The organism is Arthrobacter sp. RCC_34, from assembly GCF_041360795.1.
Taxonomy (GTDB): Bacteria; Actinomycetota; Actinomycetes; order Actinomycetales; family Micrococcaceae; genus Arthrobacter_E.
On the sequence record NZ_JBFUPW010000001.1, the window covers coordinates 776,633 to 791,709 of the forward strand.

Genomic DNA, 15,077 nt, shown 5'->3' on the forward strand with positions numbered 1-15,077 from the left:
GGACACCGGCACTTCTATCTCGTGTAGAATTCAACTCCGGAAGTTCACTTCATCTTCCGATCCCTCACCCGCTCGCTGATAGGCCTCCATGTCTGCATCCTCGCCTCGCCCCTCCAGGGCTTCCCGGCGTCGGCTGTCGACGACGGCGGCAGGGGAGACCGGGTCCCTGTGGCTCCGGCTCCTGGCACTCAGCTCAGCGACGGCGGCCGTCGGGCTTCTCATCACCGCGGTCATCGCGGCGGTGCTGAACGGCGGACTGGGCGCGCTCTCGGTGCTCTGCGGCGGTGCGCTGGTCATGGTCTTCTTCGCGATCTCCCTGCTCGCCGGACATTTCGTCGGCAGGAACAACCCGTCCGGGGCCATCGGCCTCATGGTGGCGCTGTACTTCGTGAAGGTCGTCGTGTTCGGCGTGGTGTTCCTGGTGCTCGGCGCCCCGGGCTGGCTCCATGGCCGGTGGTTTGTTACAGCGGCGGTCGTGACCGTCGTCCTGTGGCAGATCGCGGAACTCTACGGTTTCTCCCGGGCCAGGCTTCTGATCTTCAACGAGCCCGCACAGGCCCCTGAACAGGGCAAGGACTCCTCCGGCAGCGCAGAAGGAGGCCGCTGACATGGCGAAAGAAAACAAGCGCCCGTCGGAAGCCGATCCTGCGCACGAAGGCGACGGCGGTTACAACGCCGGAATGGCGGTCTTCAGCTATATCGTCGGCGGAATCCTGGTCTGGAGTTTGATAGGGTGGGGACTGGATTCATTGTGGGGGACCCGCTGGATTGTGCTCGCCGGAGCATTGCTCGGCGCGGCCGGCGGTTTCTATCTGGCCCAGATGCATGGATTCTTCAAACACCGCGCTGACAGTTCCGGCGCGGACTCGAAGAAGCCTCACACACCTTCCGAATAATTTCACATGGGGGAGCCGCTCACCGAGCGTGGAGCCCCGCTAATTTGCCCAACGATGGACACTGCAGAGAGGAAACGCGTTGTTCGCGCTTACGCTCCCCGCTCAGGATTCGGGTTCTTTCAACCCGCCTGGTATTGACGAAATGCACCTCCCGGCGATTTTGCCCTGGGGTGCAGCGGACGGCTTCTCCAAGCAGATGCTCCTGGTGATCCTCTCCGTGGTCATCATTGCGGCGTTCTTCGTGGCCGCCGCCCGCAAGGGCCAGCTGGTGCCCGGAAAGTTCCAGTTCGCCGGTGAGTCCGCCTACGGCTTCGTCCGCAACGGCATCGCCAAGGACATCATCGGTGGCAAGGACTTCATCAAGTACGTCCCGCTGCTGTTCAGCCTGTTCTTCTTCATCCTGGTGAACAACATCTACGGCGCGATCCCCGTGATCCAGCTGCCGTCCTTCTCTCACGTGGGCGGCGCCTACGTGCTGGCGGGTCTGGTGTACGTGACCTGGATCGTCATCGGCGTCAAGAAGAACGGCATCCGCTACTTCAAGCTGGCGACCGTCCCCTCGGGCGTTCCGTTCTACATCCTGCCGCTCGTGGTCCCGATCGAGATCATCTCGAACTTCGTGGTCCGCCCGATCACGCACAGCCTCCGTCTGTTCGCGACCATGCTGGCAGGCCACCTGATCGTGATGATCGCGGGCTCCGGCATCGAGTTCCTCATCGCCCAGGAGAACGTCCTGCTGAAGGGCACTTCGCTGCTGGTGCTGGCCGGCGCTGTGGCCATGTACATGCTGGAAGCGCTGATCATGGTGCTGCAGGCGTACGTGTTCACGCTGCTGACCGCCATCTACATCGAAGGCGCTCTCCACGCGGACAGCCACTAAGTCTTCACCCACACTTCCCCTCTCGGGGAAAAACAACCCCGTAACAGCCGCTCCGCGGCGACTGAAAGGAAAACCATGAACGGCGAAATCAACGGCTCCCTCAACCTCGTTGGCTACGGCCTCTCCGCCATCGGCGGTGGCATCGGTGTGGGTCTCGTGTTCGCGGCCTACATCAACGGTGTGGCTCGTCAGCCCGAGGCGCAGCGTGTCCTGCAGCCGATCGCATTCCTCGGTCTGGCCCTGACCGAAGCTCTCGCCATCCTCGGCCTGGTTTTCGCGTTCGTTCTGAAGTAAACCTTCAGCCCCTACGCCAAATCAGTTACGAGTAGATAGGACGGGTGAATATGGATCAGCTGATCCTTGCTGCAGACCAAGCCCATGAGTCTCCGAACCCGCTTGTTCCCAATGTCTGGGAAATGGGCGTGGTCCTGGTCGGCTTCCTGGTTCTGCTCTTCATCGTGGTCAAGTTCGTTGTCCCGATGTTCGAGAAGACCTACGCCGAGCGCGCAGAGGCCATCGAGGGCGGCATCGCCAAGGCTGAGAAGGCCCAGGCTGAGGCCACGGCCGCTCTCGAAGAGTACAAGCAGCAGCTGACGGACGCCCGCACTGAGGCCAATCGCATCCGCGAAGAAGCCCGTGCTGAAGGCGCCCAGATTCTCGCTGAGCTCAAGGAGAAGGCCGCCGCCGAGGCTGCCCGCATCACCGAGCAGGCCCACGTACAGATCGAGGCAGAGCGTCAGGCCGCCGTCGTCTCCCTGCGCAGCGAAGTCGGCAGCCTTGCCACGACGCTCGCCGGGCGAATCGTCGGTGAGTCGCTGGACGACGACGCCCGCGCTTCCCGCGTGGTCGATCGCTTCCTTGCCGATCTGGAGAACCAGAGCGCAGGTGCAGCACAGTAATGGCAGGTGTATCGAGCGAATCGCTGAAGGCGGCGCTGGCCGAGGTGGAGCCCAAGCTCCCCACGGCTCCGCTGTCCCTGGCAAACGAGCTTTTCGGAACCCTCGAGGCTCTTGACGGCTCGGCCGGTCTGCGCCGGGCTCTGACGGATCCTTCGCGCACCGCGGAGGAGAAGGCAGGTCTGATCCGCGGACTGCTGGCCGGCAAGGTCTCAGCCGATGCAGAGCAGATCGTCAGTTCGCTGGCGGCCTCCCGCTGGGCTGACTCCCGCGACATCGGCGATGCGCTCGAAACAATCGCCGCAACCGTGGCGATCGCCGTCGCTGAGTCCAAGGGCGCCGCAGCAGGTCTCGGCGCTTCCGGGCTGGAAGCACTGGAGAACGATCTCTTCGCATTCAACACGGTGGTCGATGGCAGCCATGAGCTGCAGCGTGCCCTCGTGGAGCCGGCTGCCGCACCGCAGCAGAAGGCGGACCTGGCACGCAAGCTCGTGCCCGGAGCCGGCGAAGAGGCACAGCTCCTCATCCGTCAGGCCGTCGTCGCCCCGCGTGGCGTCAAGCCGGCCAAGCTGGTGGAGCGCTTTGCAGAGTTGGCCGCCAAGCGCCAGGAGCGCTGGATCGCCACGGTGGAAGTGACCCGCCCCCTCACCGATGAGCAGCAGGCCCGCCTCCAGGCCGGTCTGAACGCGCTCTACGGCCGGGAGCTCAAGGTCAACACCGTCGTGGATCCGGAGCTCATCGGCGGTATCCGCGTCAAGGTCGGTGACGAAGTGGTTGACGCTTCCGTGCTGACCAAACTCGGCGAACTGCGCCGCAAGCTGGCCGGCTGAGCCAGGCAAGCACAACTTACCGACAGAACACCAGGTCATCGTGAGCAGCGATGATCACGAAACAGGAGAGCAGGGACTGCAGATGGCCGAATTGACCATCAATGCCGACGACGTCCGCAATGCCTTGAACGAGTTCGCGGCGTCTTACGAGCCCGGCAATGCCGAGCGCGTCGAGGTCGGCCGTGTGACCGCCGCCAGCGACGGTATCGCCCGTGTCGAGGGCCTTCCCTCGGTCATGGCCAACGAACTCCTTCGCTTCGAGGATGGAACTCTGGGCCTGGCTCAGAACCTTGACGTCCGTGAGATCGGCGTGATCGTACTCGGTGACTTCACCGGTATCGAAGAGGGCCAGGAAGTGCACCGCACGGGTCAGATTCTTTCTGTCCCCGTCGGCGACGCGTTCCTCGGCCGCGTGGTTGACCCGCTGGGCCAGCCCATCGACGACCTGGGCGACATCAAGGCCGAGGGCACCCGCGCACTGGAGCTCCAGGCGCCGGGCGTGACCCAGCGTAAGTCGGTCCACGAGCCGATGCAGACGGGTCTCAAGGCCATCGACGCCATGATCCCGATCGGCCGTGGCCAGCGTCAGCTGATCATCGGTGACCGCCAGACCGGTAAGACGGCCATCGCGGTGGACACCATCATCAACCAGAAGGCCAACTGGGAGTCCGGCGACGTCAACAAGCAGGTTCGCTGCATCTACGTCGCCATCGGTCAGAAGGCGTCCACCATCGCCGCTGTCCGCCAGACCCTGGAAGAGAAGGGCGCCCTGGAGTACACCACGATCGTGGCCTCCCCGGCGTCCGACCCCGCGGGCTTCAAGTACCTTGCTCCGTACGCCGGTTCGGCCATCGGCCAGCACTGGATGTACGGCGGCAAGCACGTCCTCATCATCTTCGATGACCTCTCCAAGCAGGCCGAAGCCTACCGCGCCGTGTCGCTGCTCCTGCGCCGCCCGCCGGGACGTGAAGCCTACCCGGGTGACGTGTTCTACCTGCACTCCCGTCTGCTCGAGCGTTGTGCCAAGCTCTCCGACGAGCTGGGCGCGGGCTCGATGACCGGTCTGCCGATCATCGAGACGAAGGCGAACGACGTGTCCGCCTACATCCCGACGAACGTCATCTCCATCACCGACGGCCAGATCTTCCTGCAGTCGGACCTCTTCAACGCCAACCAGCGTCCGGCTGTCGACGTGGGCATCTCGGTGTCCCGCGTGGGTGGTTCCGCTCAGGTCAAGGCCATGAAGAAGGTCTCCGGCACCTTGAAGCTGGACCTCGCCCAGTACCGCGACATGCAGGCCTTCGCCATGTTCGCCTCGGACCTGGATGCGGCTTCCCGCCAGCAGCTGACCCGTGGCGCCCGCCTCATGGAGCTGCTCAAGCAGGGCCAGTACCAGCCGTACCCGGTCGAGAACCAGGTCGTCTCCATCTGGGCCGGCACCAACGGCTACCTGGACGATGTCCCGGTCGAGGACGTGTCCCGCTTCGAGTCCGAGTTCCTCGAGCACCTGAAGCACAGCACGTCCATCCTGACCACCATCGGCCAGACCAACCTGCTGGAGAACGACACGGTCGAGGCTCTGAAGACGGCGATCGCCGACTTCAAGCGCGGCTTCTTCGGCGAGGGTCACAGCCAGCTGGTCGGCGCCGGTCACGAGGAGCACGAGGCCATCTCGGGCGACTCCGTCGACCAGGAAAAGATCGTCAAGCAGAAGCGCTAGAGGCGCATCACCCCGGGGCCACCTTCACGGGTGGCCCCGGGGTACCGCACCGGAGCCTTGGATCCGCTGGATCCTAAGAAAGGACAAGTATGGGAGCCCAGATCCGGGTCTACCGCCAGAAGATCGCCTCGACCACGTCGATGCGCAAGATCTTCAAGGCGATGGAACTGATCGCGACCTCTCGCATCGGTAAGGCACGTGCCCGTGTGGCTGCATCGCAGCCCTACGCCCGCGCCATCACCCGTGCCGTTTCTGCAGTCGCCAGCCAGAGCCAGGTGGAGCACCCGCTCACCACCGAGCCCGCTCAGGTGCGCCGCGCCGCCGTCGTCGTGATGACCGCTGACCGTGGTCTCGCCGGAGCTTACTCGGCGAGCGTGCTCAAGCAGGCCGAGGGCCTGATCGAGCTGCTTCACAGCGAAGGCAAGGACGTCAAGACCTACCTGGTGGGTCGCAAGGCGCAGGCCTACTTCGATTTCCGTTCTCGTCCTTACGCCCGCGTCTGGACCGGCGGCACCGATGCTCCGGAGTTCGCAACCGCTCAGGAGGTCAGCAAGGTCATCCTGGATGACTTCGCCACCGACTTCGAAGAGGGCGGCGTGGAGGAGATCCACGTCGTGTACACGCGCTTCAAGTCCATGGTGACCCAGGAGCCGACCGTCGTCCGCCTCCTGCCCCTGGAGGTCGTGGAAGAGGAGGACACTCCGGAAGCGGAGATCCTGCCCCTCTACGATTTCGAGCCCGAGACCGAGCAGGTGCTGGACTCGCTGCTGCCGCGCTACATCGAATCCCGCATCTTCGCGGCGATGCTGCAGGCTGCCGCGTCCGAGCTGGCTGCCCGTCAGCGTGCCATGAAGTCCGCAGGCGACAACGCGACCGAGCTGATCAAAAAGTACACGCGACTGCGCAACACGGCCCGTCAGGCCGAGATCACGCAGGAGCTCACCGAGATTGTGGCCGGTGCCGACGCTCTCGCGTCGTAATCGCCCGAGAATCCCGGCGCAGCCTTCGCGGCTGTACCCAAAGCTAGACTTAACACACGCCATCTACTGAGTGAAGTGAGAGAGATGACTGCCACCGCTACCGAGCACGCAGCCACCGCGGCCGGCGCCACCGGTCGTATTGCCCGCGTCATTGGGCCGGTTGTCGACGTCGAATTCCCGGCCGACGCCATCCCGGAAATCTACAACGCCCTGACCACTGAGGTCACCCTCAACGGTGAGACCAAGACCATCACCTTCGAGACCTCGCAGCACCTGGGTGACAACCTGGTCCGCGCCATCTCGCTGCAGGCGACCGACGGCCTGGTCCGCGGCACGCAGGTCTTCGACACCGGCGCCCCCATCTCCGTGCCCGTGGGCGACGGCGTCAAGGGCCACATCTTCAACGTGCTCGGGCAGCCGCTGGACGTCGAAGAGTCCGAGCTCCAGGTCTCCGAGCGCTGGCCCATCCACCGCAAGGCCCCGAGCTTCGCGAGCCTCGAAGGCTCCACCGAGATGCTCGAGACCGGCATCAAGGTCATCGACCTTCTCACCCCGTACATCAAGGGTGGCAAGATCGGCCTGTTCGGCGGCGCCGGTGTGGGCAAGACCGTGCTCATCCAGGAAATGATCACCCGTGTCGCCCGCAACTTCGGTGGCACCTCCGTGTTCGCCGGTGTCGGCGAGCGTACCCGTGAGGGCAACGACCTCTGGGTCGAAATGGACGAGGCCGGCGTTCTGAAGGACACCGCCTTGGTGTTCGGCCAGATGGATGAGCCGCCGGGAACGCGTCTGCGCGTGGCCCTGTCCGCTCTGACCATGGCGGAGTACTTCCGCGATGTGCAGAACCAGGACGTGCTGCTCTTCATCGACAACATCTTCCGCTTCACCCAGGCCGGTTCCGAGGTGTCGACCCTGCTGGGCCGCATGCCGTCCGCCGTGGGCTACCAGCCGAACCTGGCCGATGAGATGGGTCTCCTCCAGGAGCGCATCACCTCGACCAAGGGCCACTCGATCACGTCCATGCAGGCGATCTACGTCCCTGCTGACGACTACACCGACCCGGCTCCGGCGACCACCTTCGCCCACCTGGACGCCACCACCGAGCTCTCCCGTGAGATCGCTTCCCGTGGTCTGTACCCGGCCGTGGACCCGCTGACCTCCACTTCCCGAATCCTGGATCCCCAGTACATCGGCAAGGACCACTACGACACCGCTGTGCGCGTGAAGCAGATCCTGCAGAAGAACAAGGAACTCCAGGACATCATCGCCATCCTCGGTGTCGATGAGCTCTCCGAAGAGGACAAGATCGTCGTGGCCCGTGCCCGTCGTATCCAGCAGTTCCTGTCCCAGAACACCTACACCGCCAAGCAGTTCACCGGCGTCGAGGGTTCGACCGTGTCCATCAAGGACACCATCGAGGGCTTCAAGGCGATCTGCAACGGCGACGTCGACCACATCGCCGAGCAGGCGTTCTTCAACGTCGGTGGCATGGACGATGTCGAGCGTCAGTGGGCCAAGATCCAGTCTGAGACCCGCTGATCATGGCTGAGCTCGACGTTGAGGTCGTCGCGGCGGACCACTTCGTGTGGTCCGGCGCGGCCAAGGTGGTCAACGCCCGCACCAGCGATGGCGCGATCGGCATTCTCCCCGGGCACGCGCCGGTTCTGGCGATCCTCGCGGAGGGTGAGCTGTCGATCGAGCCGGTCACGGGCAGCCGCATCCACGTCACCGTGGATGGGGGATTCTTCTCCGTTGACAATGACCGAGTGGTGATCGTGGCTGACAATGCTCAGCTCAACGATTCCGCCGCGGCGTAGGGCTGAATAGTCCGCGCTAGATGGGTGATTCGGTCATTGTCACTCTGGGCATCGCAGCGATCCTCGCGATCATCATCGGTGCTCTGTGCCTGGTAGGGGTGCGCCGCGTCAATCTGCGGCGCTCCCTGGGCACCATCGACGCCTCCATCTGCCTGGCCAACGGCCGCTGGCAGATGGGGGTTTGTCGTTTCCAGGGTTCGGAACTCGAGTGGTTCAAGATGTTCTCCCTGAGCCCCACTCCGCGCTACAGCTTCGAACGCAACCAGCTCGATCTGGTGCGGCGGCGCGAACCGGGCGAGTCGGAGTCCTCCAGGATCCAGCCGGGCTCGGTGATCGTGGAGCTGAGCTATGAGGGTCAGGAAGTGCTGCTCGCGATGCGTTTCGACGAGTACACCGGGCTGTCCTCCTGGCTGGAGGCCGGGCCGAGACCGGGACTCAACCGGCTGGACTGAGCGCGTGTCCGGGAGCACCTTCCGGGGATGACGAAAGGCCGGGCCGTGTGCCGCTGTGGGATTCTCCACGGCGGCACACGGCCCGGCCTTCGGCGTCTGTGAGGGGCGCGCGGCTCAGACGAGCCATTCCCCCTGGCGCATGACGCGCTGGAGCTGGAGATCGGCGTCGAGCACCACGACGTCGGCACGCAGGCCGCGGCGCAGGCTCCCTACCTCGTCGTCGAGTCCCAGAACGTCGGCGGGGACCGCGGTCGCCGAGCGGACGGCGTCGGCCAGGGGGACGCCCGCGGCGACCGTGCGCTGGACCACCTGGAGCAGCGTGGCGGTGCCACCCGCGATCGAACCGGTGGCGTCGAGGGTCGCGACCCCGTCGGCCACGGTGACGGGGGAGGGGCCGAGCATGTAGTGCCCGTCGCTCAGACCGGCCGCGGCCATGGAGTCCGTCACCAGCAGCACATTCGCGGAGCCGACCAGATCGAAGACCGTCAGGGTGGTCTGCGGGTCCAGATGGGTGTTGTCGGCGATGAGCTCGACGGCGGCGCGACCGGCCTGGGCGGCTCGGAGGCACGCCGTCACGGGGCCGGGATCGCGGTGGTGGATGGGCCGCATGCCGTTGAACAGGTGCGTGACGGTCGGGCGGCTCGTGGAGCCGTCGAACCCAGCGGCCGCGAGGCCGTCCCGGGCCGCTGCCAGGGAGGCGGCGGCGGTCGTGTCATCGGAGTCGGTGTGCCCGAGGGACGGGACCACGCCGTGGGTGGTCAGCAGGTCCACGAGCTCCGCCGCACCCGGCAGCTCCGGGGCGTAGGTCATGGTGCGGAGCTTTCCGCTGGCGGCGAGGATGAGCTCCTCGGCGAACTCCAGATCCGGATTGAGCAGGAAGGCCGGGTTCTGGGCGCCGCAGCGTGCTTCAGAGAGGAAGGGACCTTCGAGGTGGATGCCCTCCAGGAGCCCTTCCTCGGTCAGACCCACGTAGAGGCCGATGCCGTGCAGGAGATCCTCGCGGGATGCGGTCACCATGCTCGCGAGCAGTGACGTGGTGCCGGAACGGTGCAGGAAGGCGATGGCCGTGCGGGCCGAGTCCTCCTGACCGGACGGGAAGTCACCGCCGTCCCCGCCGTGGCAGTGGATGTCCACCAGGCCGGGGATCAGGATTGCGCCCTCCGGCAGGGGAGTGGGCTCGACACCCTCGAAGCCGGGGTCGGAGAATCCGGCCGCAGGCCCGGCGTGGACGATCCGCCCATCCGCGATGGCCACCAGCCCGTCGGCGAGGGAGTCGCCGTCGGAGACGATGCGGCCGCGCAGGATGACGCGCTGTCCATCAGGGGAAGAGGTGCTGTCCAGAGGCATGCCATGAGTCTACGGGCAGGACCGCGGAGGGCTGAAGCGTGACCTGCTTGGGGTGGCGCCGGCTTGCCGTCCGGGCGGCACACGGAGGAGCCGCTCGGGAGCGGGTGGTCAGGGCAAGTGGCTCAGAACGGGCAGCTTAGAACTTGCAGCCCAGATTAGACAGCTCAGAACAGGCGGCTCTCCGCGTCGTCCACGCCGCGCATCGCGTCGTAGTCGAGGGTGACACAGTCGATGCCGCGGTCCTGGGCGAGCACCCGGGCCTGAGGCTTGATCTGCTGAGCGGCGAAGATGCCGCGCACGGGGGCGAGCACCGGGTCGCGGTTGAGCAGTTCGAGGTACCGGGTGAGCTGCTCGACGCCGTCGATGTCGCCGCGGCGCTTCAGCTCGATCGCCACGGTGGCGCCGGCGGCGTCGCGGGCCAGGATGTCGACGGGCCCGATCGCCGTGAAGTACTCGCGGCGGATGAGGCTGTATCCGGTCCCGAGCAATTCGATCTGTTCGGCGAGAAGTCGCTGGAGGTCGGCCTCGACGCCGTCCTTGATCAGCCCGGGATCGATGCCGAGGTCGTGGGCGGTGTCGTGGAAGATCTCGTGGATGTTGACGATCAGCCGGTCGTCGGTCTTGGAGGACTGCACCACCCACTGTTCGGACACACCGGTCTCCAGCTCCGTGTCCTCAGGGGCCTGGACCCGCAGGGTGGCGGGCGGGCTCATCCAGTTGAGGGGCTTGTAGGAGCCGCCGTCGGAGTGGACGAGAACGGAACCGTCCGCCTTGACCACCAGGAGGCGCTTAGCCAACGGCAGATGGGCCTTGAGCCGGCCGACGTAGTCCACGGAGCACTGAGCAATCACCAAACGCACGCACAGAACAATACCGGCTCGGGCCCCGAACGGACGTGCGGGGCACGGTCCCGAGCGTCCCGCCCTCCGCGGGTGAACCTCCCGGGTGCCCGACGAACGTCGTCTGAACAGCGCGCGAGCGCTCCATGAACTCTTCACCGGAAGGCCGCAGAGCCTCTGGGCAGCCAGGTTACCCGTTGGTAATTTCAGTCTCGGCCCCACCGCCGGGGCCGTCCACCGGACCTCACGATCCGGGGACGCGTCACCGATCAGGAGTCTCCAGACATGCAGCATCATGCCCGCGGGATGCGTTCCCGTCTCGTCCCAGCACTGACCAGAACACTTACCACAGCGCTGACCTCGACGCTGGGCATCGCCGCCCTGGCGTTTGCCGCCCTGCTGTCGGCCCCGCCTGCCGCCAGCGCAGACAGTCCCGGCGCCGGTGACCCGTGGGTGGTCTCCGTCGGCGACTCGTACATCTCGGGGGAGGCGGGGCGCTGGGCCGGGAACACGAACGGCAGTGCCGGGGCCATCGACGCCCTGGGTGCCACGGCGTATAACGACAACGCTTCGAACACCGCCGAGACCATCGCCCGCTGCCACCGGAGTCATGCGGCCGAGGTGGGCATCGGGGGAGGAGTGAACAGTCTGAACCTCGCCTGTTCCGGGGCCCGCACCTCGACCTTCACCAATTCGAGCGGCTACTTCAAACCCGGCCTGGACTTCTACAACTCCGGCGGGCAGCAGGGCCAGGCGCTCATGCTCCAGAACTTCGCGGCGAGCCACAACGTGAAGATGGTGGCGCTCTCCATCGGAGGCAATGACTTCGAATTCGGCACGATCATGCAGGAATGCGTCACGGACTTCCTGACCTCTTTCAGCTGGAGCCCGAAGTACTGCAAGAACGGCAGCACCGTCGCGACCGCCATGAGCTCCAGCACGGTCACCGCCAACACCGCCAAGATCGCGACGGCGATGCAGAACATCCGCACGGCGATGCGGAACGCGGGGTACAGTGACGGTTCCTGGACGCTGCTCGTCCAGAACTACCCGTCGCCGCTGCCGGCAAGTGGCGCGATGCGCTACGGGCAGAGCGGATACACCCGGCAGAACACCGGCGGGTGCGGACTCTGGGACGCCGATGTCGACTACGCGGCGAACACCCTGCTGCCCACCATCAACGGCGCCGTCACTCAGGCCGCCGCCCAGAGCGGGCTGAGCAACGTGAAGACCCTGGACGTCACATCGCTCTTCTCCGGCCGACGGCTCTGCGAGAACACCGTGGGTCTGCTGGAGGAGAAGGGTGTGACGTCCTGGACCCAGGCCGGCGCGTCGGACGCCACGGAGTGGGTCAACCAGATCCGCACCGTCAGCACCGCGAACTCGGACTACTTCGTCCAGGAATCCCTGCATCCCAACTACTGGGGCCAGCTGGCGCTGCGGTCCTGCCTGCGCCAGGCCTACAACCAGGGCGCTCCGAAGAGCGGGAACTGCGTGCGCTCCAGCACGGGCCTGCTCGGCGGGGAGCCCGTCGTCGCGCTGCGCTGACCGGCTCCTCCGGCCTGGTCGCGGGCACGTCCCGGGCACGTCCCGGGGCGACACAGCGGCGGCCCGGGGGCGATGGCTTTGGCACAATGGAGTCATGCCCCGCAGCAACCGCCCCCGCCGTCGTCCGGCGAGTTCCTCCACCGGGAGCGGGAAGCACGGTGCGGCGCCTGCTCCGCTCGAAGGGCTGGAGCGCGCACGGATCGGCATCGACCGGCGGGAGGTCGCCCCGGACGGCGTCTGGATGGTCCGCACGATGACGGCGCTGAGGGCCGGCAAGGAGTACACCTGCCCCGGCTGCCATCGGCAGATCCCGCCCGGACTCGCCCACCTGGTGGTCTGGGAGGAGGACCACCTGTTCGGCGAGCAGGCGGGGATCAATGAGCGCCGGCACTGGCACACCCGCTGCTGGACGGGCCGCAGCTACCGCTACCGCTGACCCGGCGTCGTGCGCCGTCACCCGGCACGACGGCGGGCGCTCCTGACTTAGGCTTGGGAGCATGACAGCAGTGCCCTCCGCCTATGACCCCGCCGATCCGGCGACGCTCACCTTCACCGACCCGGCAGGACCTCAGCCCATCCGGGCATCGACGGTCCTCCCCGCGGTGCGGGAGAACATCGAACTGCGGACCGAGGACGGGCTGACCCTTTACGGTGAACTCGCGCTCCCGGCGGACGGGCAGGTCCGCGCCACCCTCATCACGCTCCATCCGCTGCCCACGCACGGCGGGTTCATGGATTCGCACGTCTACCGCAAGGCGTCCTACCGCCTGCCGGCCCTCGCCGGCATCGCGGTGCTGCGCTTCAACACGCGCGGCACCTCTTCGCCGCGCGGCACGAGCGACGGGGAGTTCGACGGCGGCGTGGCCGAACGTCACGACCTTGAGGCCGCGGTGCGGTTCGCCGTCGACCGCGGACTCCCGCGCCGCTGGCTCCTCGGCTGGTCGTTCGGCACCGAACTCGCGCTCCGCCATGGGAGCGTCAGCCCGGCCGTCGAGGCCATCGAGGGCGCGATCCTGCTGTCCCCGCCGCTGCACCGCGCGGGAGATGACGACCTGCGCCGCTGGGGCGCGGCCCCGTTGCCGTTGAAGGTCCTCGTCCCCGAGCACGACGACTACCTGCAGCCGGCGGAGGCCGCTCAGCGGTTCTCGCTCGTCCCGCAGGCCGAGGTGATCGGCGTCGACGGCGCCAAGCACCTCTGGGTGGGGGAGAAGCACGTGCAGCGCGTGCTCAACGAGATCGTGGCCACCGTGGCGCCGGAGGTCCCGACGCCGCTGCCGACCGAGTGGTCCGGCCCGATCGCGCAGGGGCAGTAGCGCAGCACCTCAGACGAGCAGCGTCCTCGACGGGAAGGGCCCCACCGCATCAGCGGTGGGGCCCTTCCCGTCAGTGCTGGTTGTTCCTCGAGGGGACTACTTCCGGTCCTGTTGGGGGACCAGCACTTCCTTGATCAGGAGCATGATCGCGGCGGCGGTCGGGATGGCGATCAGGGCGCCGAGCACCCCGAGGAGGCTGCCACCGGCGATCACGGAGATCACCGCCACCGAGCCGGGGACGGACACGGCGCGCTGCATGATGCGCGGGGAGACGAAGTACGCCTCGAACTGCAGGTACGCGAAGTAGCAGATGGCGTAGATGACGGCGGTCTGCCAGCCCATGGTGAACGACACGAGCGTCACAAGGATCCCTGCGATCAGGCCACCCACCAGCGGAATGAAGGCGAGCAGAGCGACCACGAAGGCGAGCAGGACCGAGAACGGCACGTTCAGGATGGACATCACGATGAAGGCGAAGGTGGCGTTCAGGAGCGCCACGCAGACCTGGCCGATCACGTAGTTGCCCACCGAGCGGGTGATCTCCTCGGACAGCTCCATGACCCGCGGACGGCGCGTGCGCGGGGCCAGGCGGTACGCGAAGGACTTCATGGACGGCAGCGCAGCCAGGAAGTACAGCGTCAGGACGAGAACGATCAACGCGCCGAACAGGCCGTTCGCCACCGAGGTGCCGAATCCGACGATTCCTCCGAACACGCCACCCACGGCGCTGGAGTCCTTGATGAACTTCTGGATCTCCTCCGTCACGCGGTCCTTCAGCCCGAACTGCTCGTTCAGGTTGTTGTAGAAGTCCGAGCGCAGGAAGTCGTTGATCCAGACAGGGCCTTGCGTGATGATCTGATTGACCTGATCCACCACGGTGGGGATCAGGGTCGCGAAGAAGCCGCCCACCACGGCCAGCAGCCCGAGCAGGACGATCACGATGCCGGCGGGGCGCGGGATCCGGCGGTTCTCCAGCGTGCGGACCACCGGGTCGAGCCCGAGTGCGATGAACAGCGCCGCGATGATCCACAGAATCAGCTGCGTGGTGTGACTTCCGACGTAGAAGAGCAGCAGCGCCAGCCCGACGCCGACGGTGAGCATGAAGCCGAGCAGCACGGGGCGCTGGACCGCGAAGCCCTGGGCGGCCGGCTCCGTGAGGTTCCCGTCGTCGTCGCTGGCTTCGGGGAGGGCGAAGTGAGCGCGCGGCAGTGCGCCGGGCACCGGCTTCTTGAGCTGGCCGAAGGCCCGCTTGACCCTGCCGAGCAGACCCGCGTCCGCCACCCCGGCTTCCGGCGCCTTCGCCGCGGCTGCCTCGACGTCATCCCGGGAGGCGGGGGCGGCCGGTGTCGGCGCGGGGACGGACGCGACGGACTCCGTCTCGGAGGACGGCTGCACCGTCCCCTCGGTGGGCGGGGTGTTCTCCGGCTGGTGTTCACTCATGGGGTCTTCCTTGGGTGGTCAGGCGAAATGATGGGGCTGGGGCCGGATTCACACTATCAGCGCAGCCCTTTCCTCCCTGCTTCCCAGTCTCAGCGGATACCATGAAAGAGACCATGACC

General features: G+C 66.4%; 17 protein-coding genes. 14 read left to right on the top strand and 3 right to left on the bottom strand.

All coding sequences use genetic code 11. From position 1 onward, the window contains the following. Positions 1-88: 88 nt before the first annotated feature. The 11 genes from AB6732_RS03580 to AB6732_RS03630 all read left to right on the top strand — a co-directional run bounded on the left by AB6732_RS03580 (position 89) and on the right by AB6732_RS03630 (position 8,471). A complete protein-coding gene (locus AB6732_RS03580; protein ID WP_370958364.1) occupies positions 89-607 on the top strand; it encodes a hypothetical protein in 519 nt (172 codons plus the stop codon). A gap of 1 nt (position 608) precedes the next feature. After that, the gene (locus tag AB6732_RS03585) at positions 609-896 is read left to right on the top strand and encodes an AtpZ/AtpI family protein (RefSeq protein WP_107002755.1); all 288 of its coding nucleotides are present in this window, start codon (positions 609-611) and stop codon (positions 894-896) included. Between the two features lie 79 nt (positions 897-975). Continuing rightward, positions 976-1,776, top strand: a complete 801-nt coding sequence (gene atpB, locus AB6732_RS03590) for a F0F1 ATP synthase subunit A (RefSeq protein WP_370958366.1) — start codon at positions 976-978, stop codon at positions 1,774-1,776. Positions 1,777-1,851: 75 nt separating this feature from the next. Further along, the gene (gene atpE, locus AB6732_RS03595) at positions 1,852-2,070 is read left to right on the top strand and encodes an ATP synthase F0 subunit C (protein ID WP_066210942.1); all 219 of its coding nucleotides are present in this window, start codon (positions 1,852-1,854) and stop codon (positions 2,068-2,070) included. A gap of 50 nt (positions 2,071-2,120) precedes the next feature. After that, positions 2,121-2,675: a F0F1 ATP synthase subunit B gene (locus tag AB6732_RS03600; protein WP_370958368.1), complete on the top strand. Its 555-nt coding sequence runs from the start codon at positions 2,121-2,123 to the stop codon at positions 2,673-2,675. Then, a complete protein-coding gene (locus AB6732_RS03605; RefSeq protein WP_370958370.1) occupies positions 2,675-3,502 on the top strand; it encodes a F0F1 ATP synthase subunit delta in 828 nt (275 codons plus the stop codon). The genes AB6732_RS03600 and AB6732_RS03605 overlap by 1 nt, the downstream gene beginning before the upstream one ends. Positions 3,503-3,584: 82 nt before the next feature. Beyond that, positions 3,585-5,222, top strand: coding sequence for a F0F1 ATP synthase subunit alpha (gene atpA / locus AB6732_RS03610; protein ID WP_370958372.1), 1,638 nt, complete (start codon positions 3,585-3,587; stop codon positions 5,220-5,222). Between the two features lie 89 nt (positions 5,223-5,311). Further along, complete coding sequence (locus AB6732_RS03615; RefSeq protein WP_370958374.1) at positions 5,312-6,202, top strand: F0F1 ATP synthase subunit gamma; 891 nt, start codon at positions 5,312-5,314, stop codon at positions 6,200-6,202. Positions 6,203-6,286: 84 nt separating this feature from the next. Next, positions 6,287-7,741, top strand: a complete 1,455-nt coding sequence (atpD, locus tag AB6732_RS03620) for a F0F1 ATP synthase subunit beta (protein WP_307497437.1) — start codon at positions 6,287-6,289, stop codon at positions 7,739-7,741. 2 nt (positions 7,742-7,743) lie between these two features. Then, positions 7,744-8,019, top strand: coding sequence for a F0F1 ATP synthase subunit epsilon (locus AB6732_RS03625; protein ID WP_066210930.1), 276 nt, complete (start codon positions 7,744-7,746; stop codon positions 8,017-8,019). Between the two features lie 20 nt (positions 8,020-8,039). Next, the gene (locus AB6732_RS03630; protein ID WP_370958376.1) at positions 8,040-8,471 is read left to right on the top strand and encodes a DUF2550 domain-containing protein; all 432 of its coding nucleotides are present in this window, start codon (positions 8,040-8,042) and stop codon (positions 8,469-8,471) included. A gap of 114 nt (positions 8,472-8,585) precedes the next feature. Here the strand turns inward: AB6732_RS03630 and AB6732_RS03635 are convergent, their stop codons facing one another. Together AB6732_RS03635 and nucS are read right to left on the bottom strand one after the other, a co-directional pair. Then, positions 8,586-9,818, bottom strand: a complete 1,233-nt coding sequence (locus AB6732_RS03635) for an N-acetylglucosamine-6-phosphate deacetylase (protein ID WP_370958378.1) — start codon at positions 9,816-9,818, stop codon at positions 8,586-8,588. A gap of 164 nt (positions 9,819-9,982) precedes the next feature. Continuing rightward, positions 9,983-10,678, bottom strand: coding sequence for an endonuclease NucS (gene nucS / locus AB6732_RS03640; RefSeq protein WP_370958380.1), 696 nt, complete (start codon positions 10,676-10,678; stop codon positions 9,983-9,985). 264 nt (positions 10,679-10,942) lie between these two features. Between nucS and AB6732_RS03645 the strand changes: the two genes are divergently transcribed. From AB6732_RS03645 to AB6732_RS03655, 3 genes are all read left to right on the top strand, one after another. Next, positions 10,943-12,205, top strand: a complete 1,263-nt coding sequence (locus AB6732_RS03645) for a hypothetical protein (RefSeq protein WP_370958382.1) — start codon at positions 10,943-10,945, stop codon at positions 12,203-12,205. Between the two features lie 94 nt (positions 12,206-12,299). Next, positions 12,300-12,641 (top strand): ATP/GTP-binding protein, encoded by a 342-nt coding sequence (locus tag AB6732_RS03650; RefSeq protein ID WP_370958384.1) that lies wholly within the window; start codon positions 12,300-12,302, stop codon positions 12,639-12,641. Between the two features lie 61 nt (positions 12,642-12,702). Further along, a complete protein-coding gene (locus tag AB6732_RS03655; RefSeq protein WP_370958386.1) occupies positions 12,703-13,518 on the top strand; it encodes an alpha/beta hydrolase in 816 nt (271 codons plus the stop codon). A gap of 96 nt (positions 13,519-13,614) precedes the next feature. Here the strand turns inward: AB6732_RS03655 and AB6732_RS03660 are convergent, their stop codons facing one another. Then, positions 13,615-14,958: an AI-2E family transporter gene (locus tag AB6732_RS03660; protein ID WP_370958388.1), complete on the bottom strand. Its 1,344-nt coding sequence runs from the start codon at positions 14,956-14,958 to the stop codon at positions 13,615-13,617. Positions 14,959-15,077 lie beyond the last annotated feature (119 nt).

Coding starts and splice junctions, on each gene's coding strand:
- AB6732_RS03625 (WP_066210930.1), top strand. CDS start 7,744: ATGGCTGAGCTCGACGTTGAGGTCGTCGCGGCGGACCACTTCGTGTGG.
- AB6732_RS03600 (WP_370958368.1), top strand. CDS start 2,121: ATGGATCAGCTGATCCTTGCTGCAGACCAAGCCCATGAGTCTCCGAAC.
- AB6732_RS03650 (WP_370958384.1), top strand. CDS start 12,300: ATGCCCCGCAGCAACCGCCCCCGCCGTCGTCCGGCGAGTTCCTCCACC.
- atpA (WP_370958372.1), top strand. CDS start 3,585: ATGGCCGAATTGACCATCAATGCCGACGACGTCCGCAATGCCTTGAAC.
- atpD (WP_307497437.1), top strand. CDS start 6,287: ATGACTGCCACCGCTACCGAGCACGCAGCCACCGCGGCCGGCGCCACC.
- AB6732_RS03585 (WP_107002755.1), top strand. CDS start 609: ATGGCGAAAGAAAACAAGCGCCCGTCGGAAGCCGATCCTGCGCACGAA.
- AB6732_RS03605 (WP_370958370.1), top strand. CDS start 2,675: ATGGCAGGTGTATCGAGCGAATCGCTGAAGGCGGCGCTGGCCGAGGTG.
- AB6732_RS03655 (WP_370958386.1), top strand. CDS start 12,703: ATGACAGCAGTGCCCTCCGCCTATGACCCCGCCGATCCGGCGACGCTC.
- AB6732_RS03635 (WP_370958378.1), bottom strand. CDS start 9,818: ATGCCTCTGGACAGCACCTCTTCCCCTGATGGACAGCGCGTCATCCTG.
- AB6732_RS03660 (WP_370958388.1), bottom strand. CDS start 14,958: ATGAGTGAACACCAGCCGGAGAACACCCCGCCCACCGAGGGGACGGTG.
- AB6732_RS03645 (WP_370958382.1), top strand. CDS start 10,943: ATGCAGCATCATGCCCGCGGGATGCGTTCCCGTCTCGTCCCAGCACTG.
- AB6732_RS03615 (WP_370958374.1), top strand. CDS start 5,312: ATGGGAGCCCAGATCCGGGTCTACCGCCAGAAGATCGCCTCGACCACG.
- AB6732_RS03630 (WP_370958376.1), top strand. CDS start 8,040: ATGGGTGATTCGGTCATTGTCACTCTGGGCATCGCAGCGATCCTCGCG.
- AB6732_RS03580 (WP_370958364.1), top strand. CDS start 89: ATGTCTGCATCCTCGCCTCGCCCCTCCAGGGCTTCCCGGCGTCGGCTG.
- atpE (WP_066210942.1), top strand. CDS start 1,852: ATGAACGGCGAAATCAACGGCTCCCTCAACCTCGTTGGCTACGGCCTC.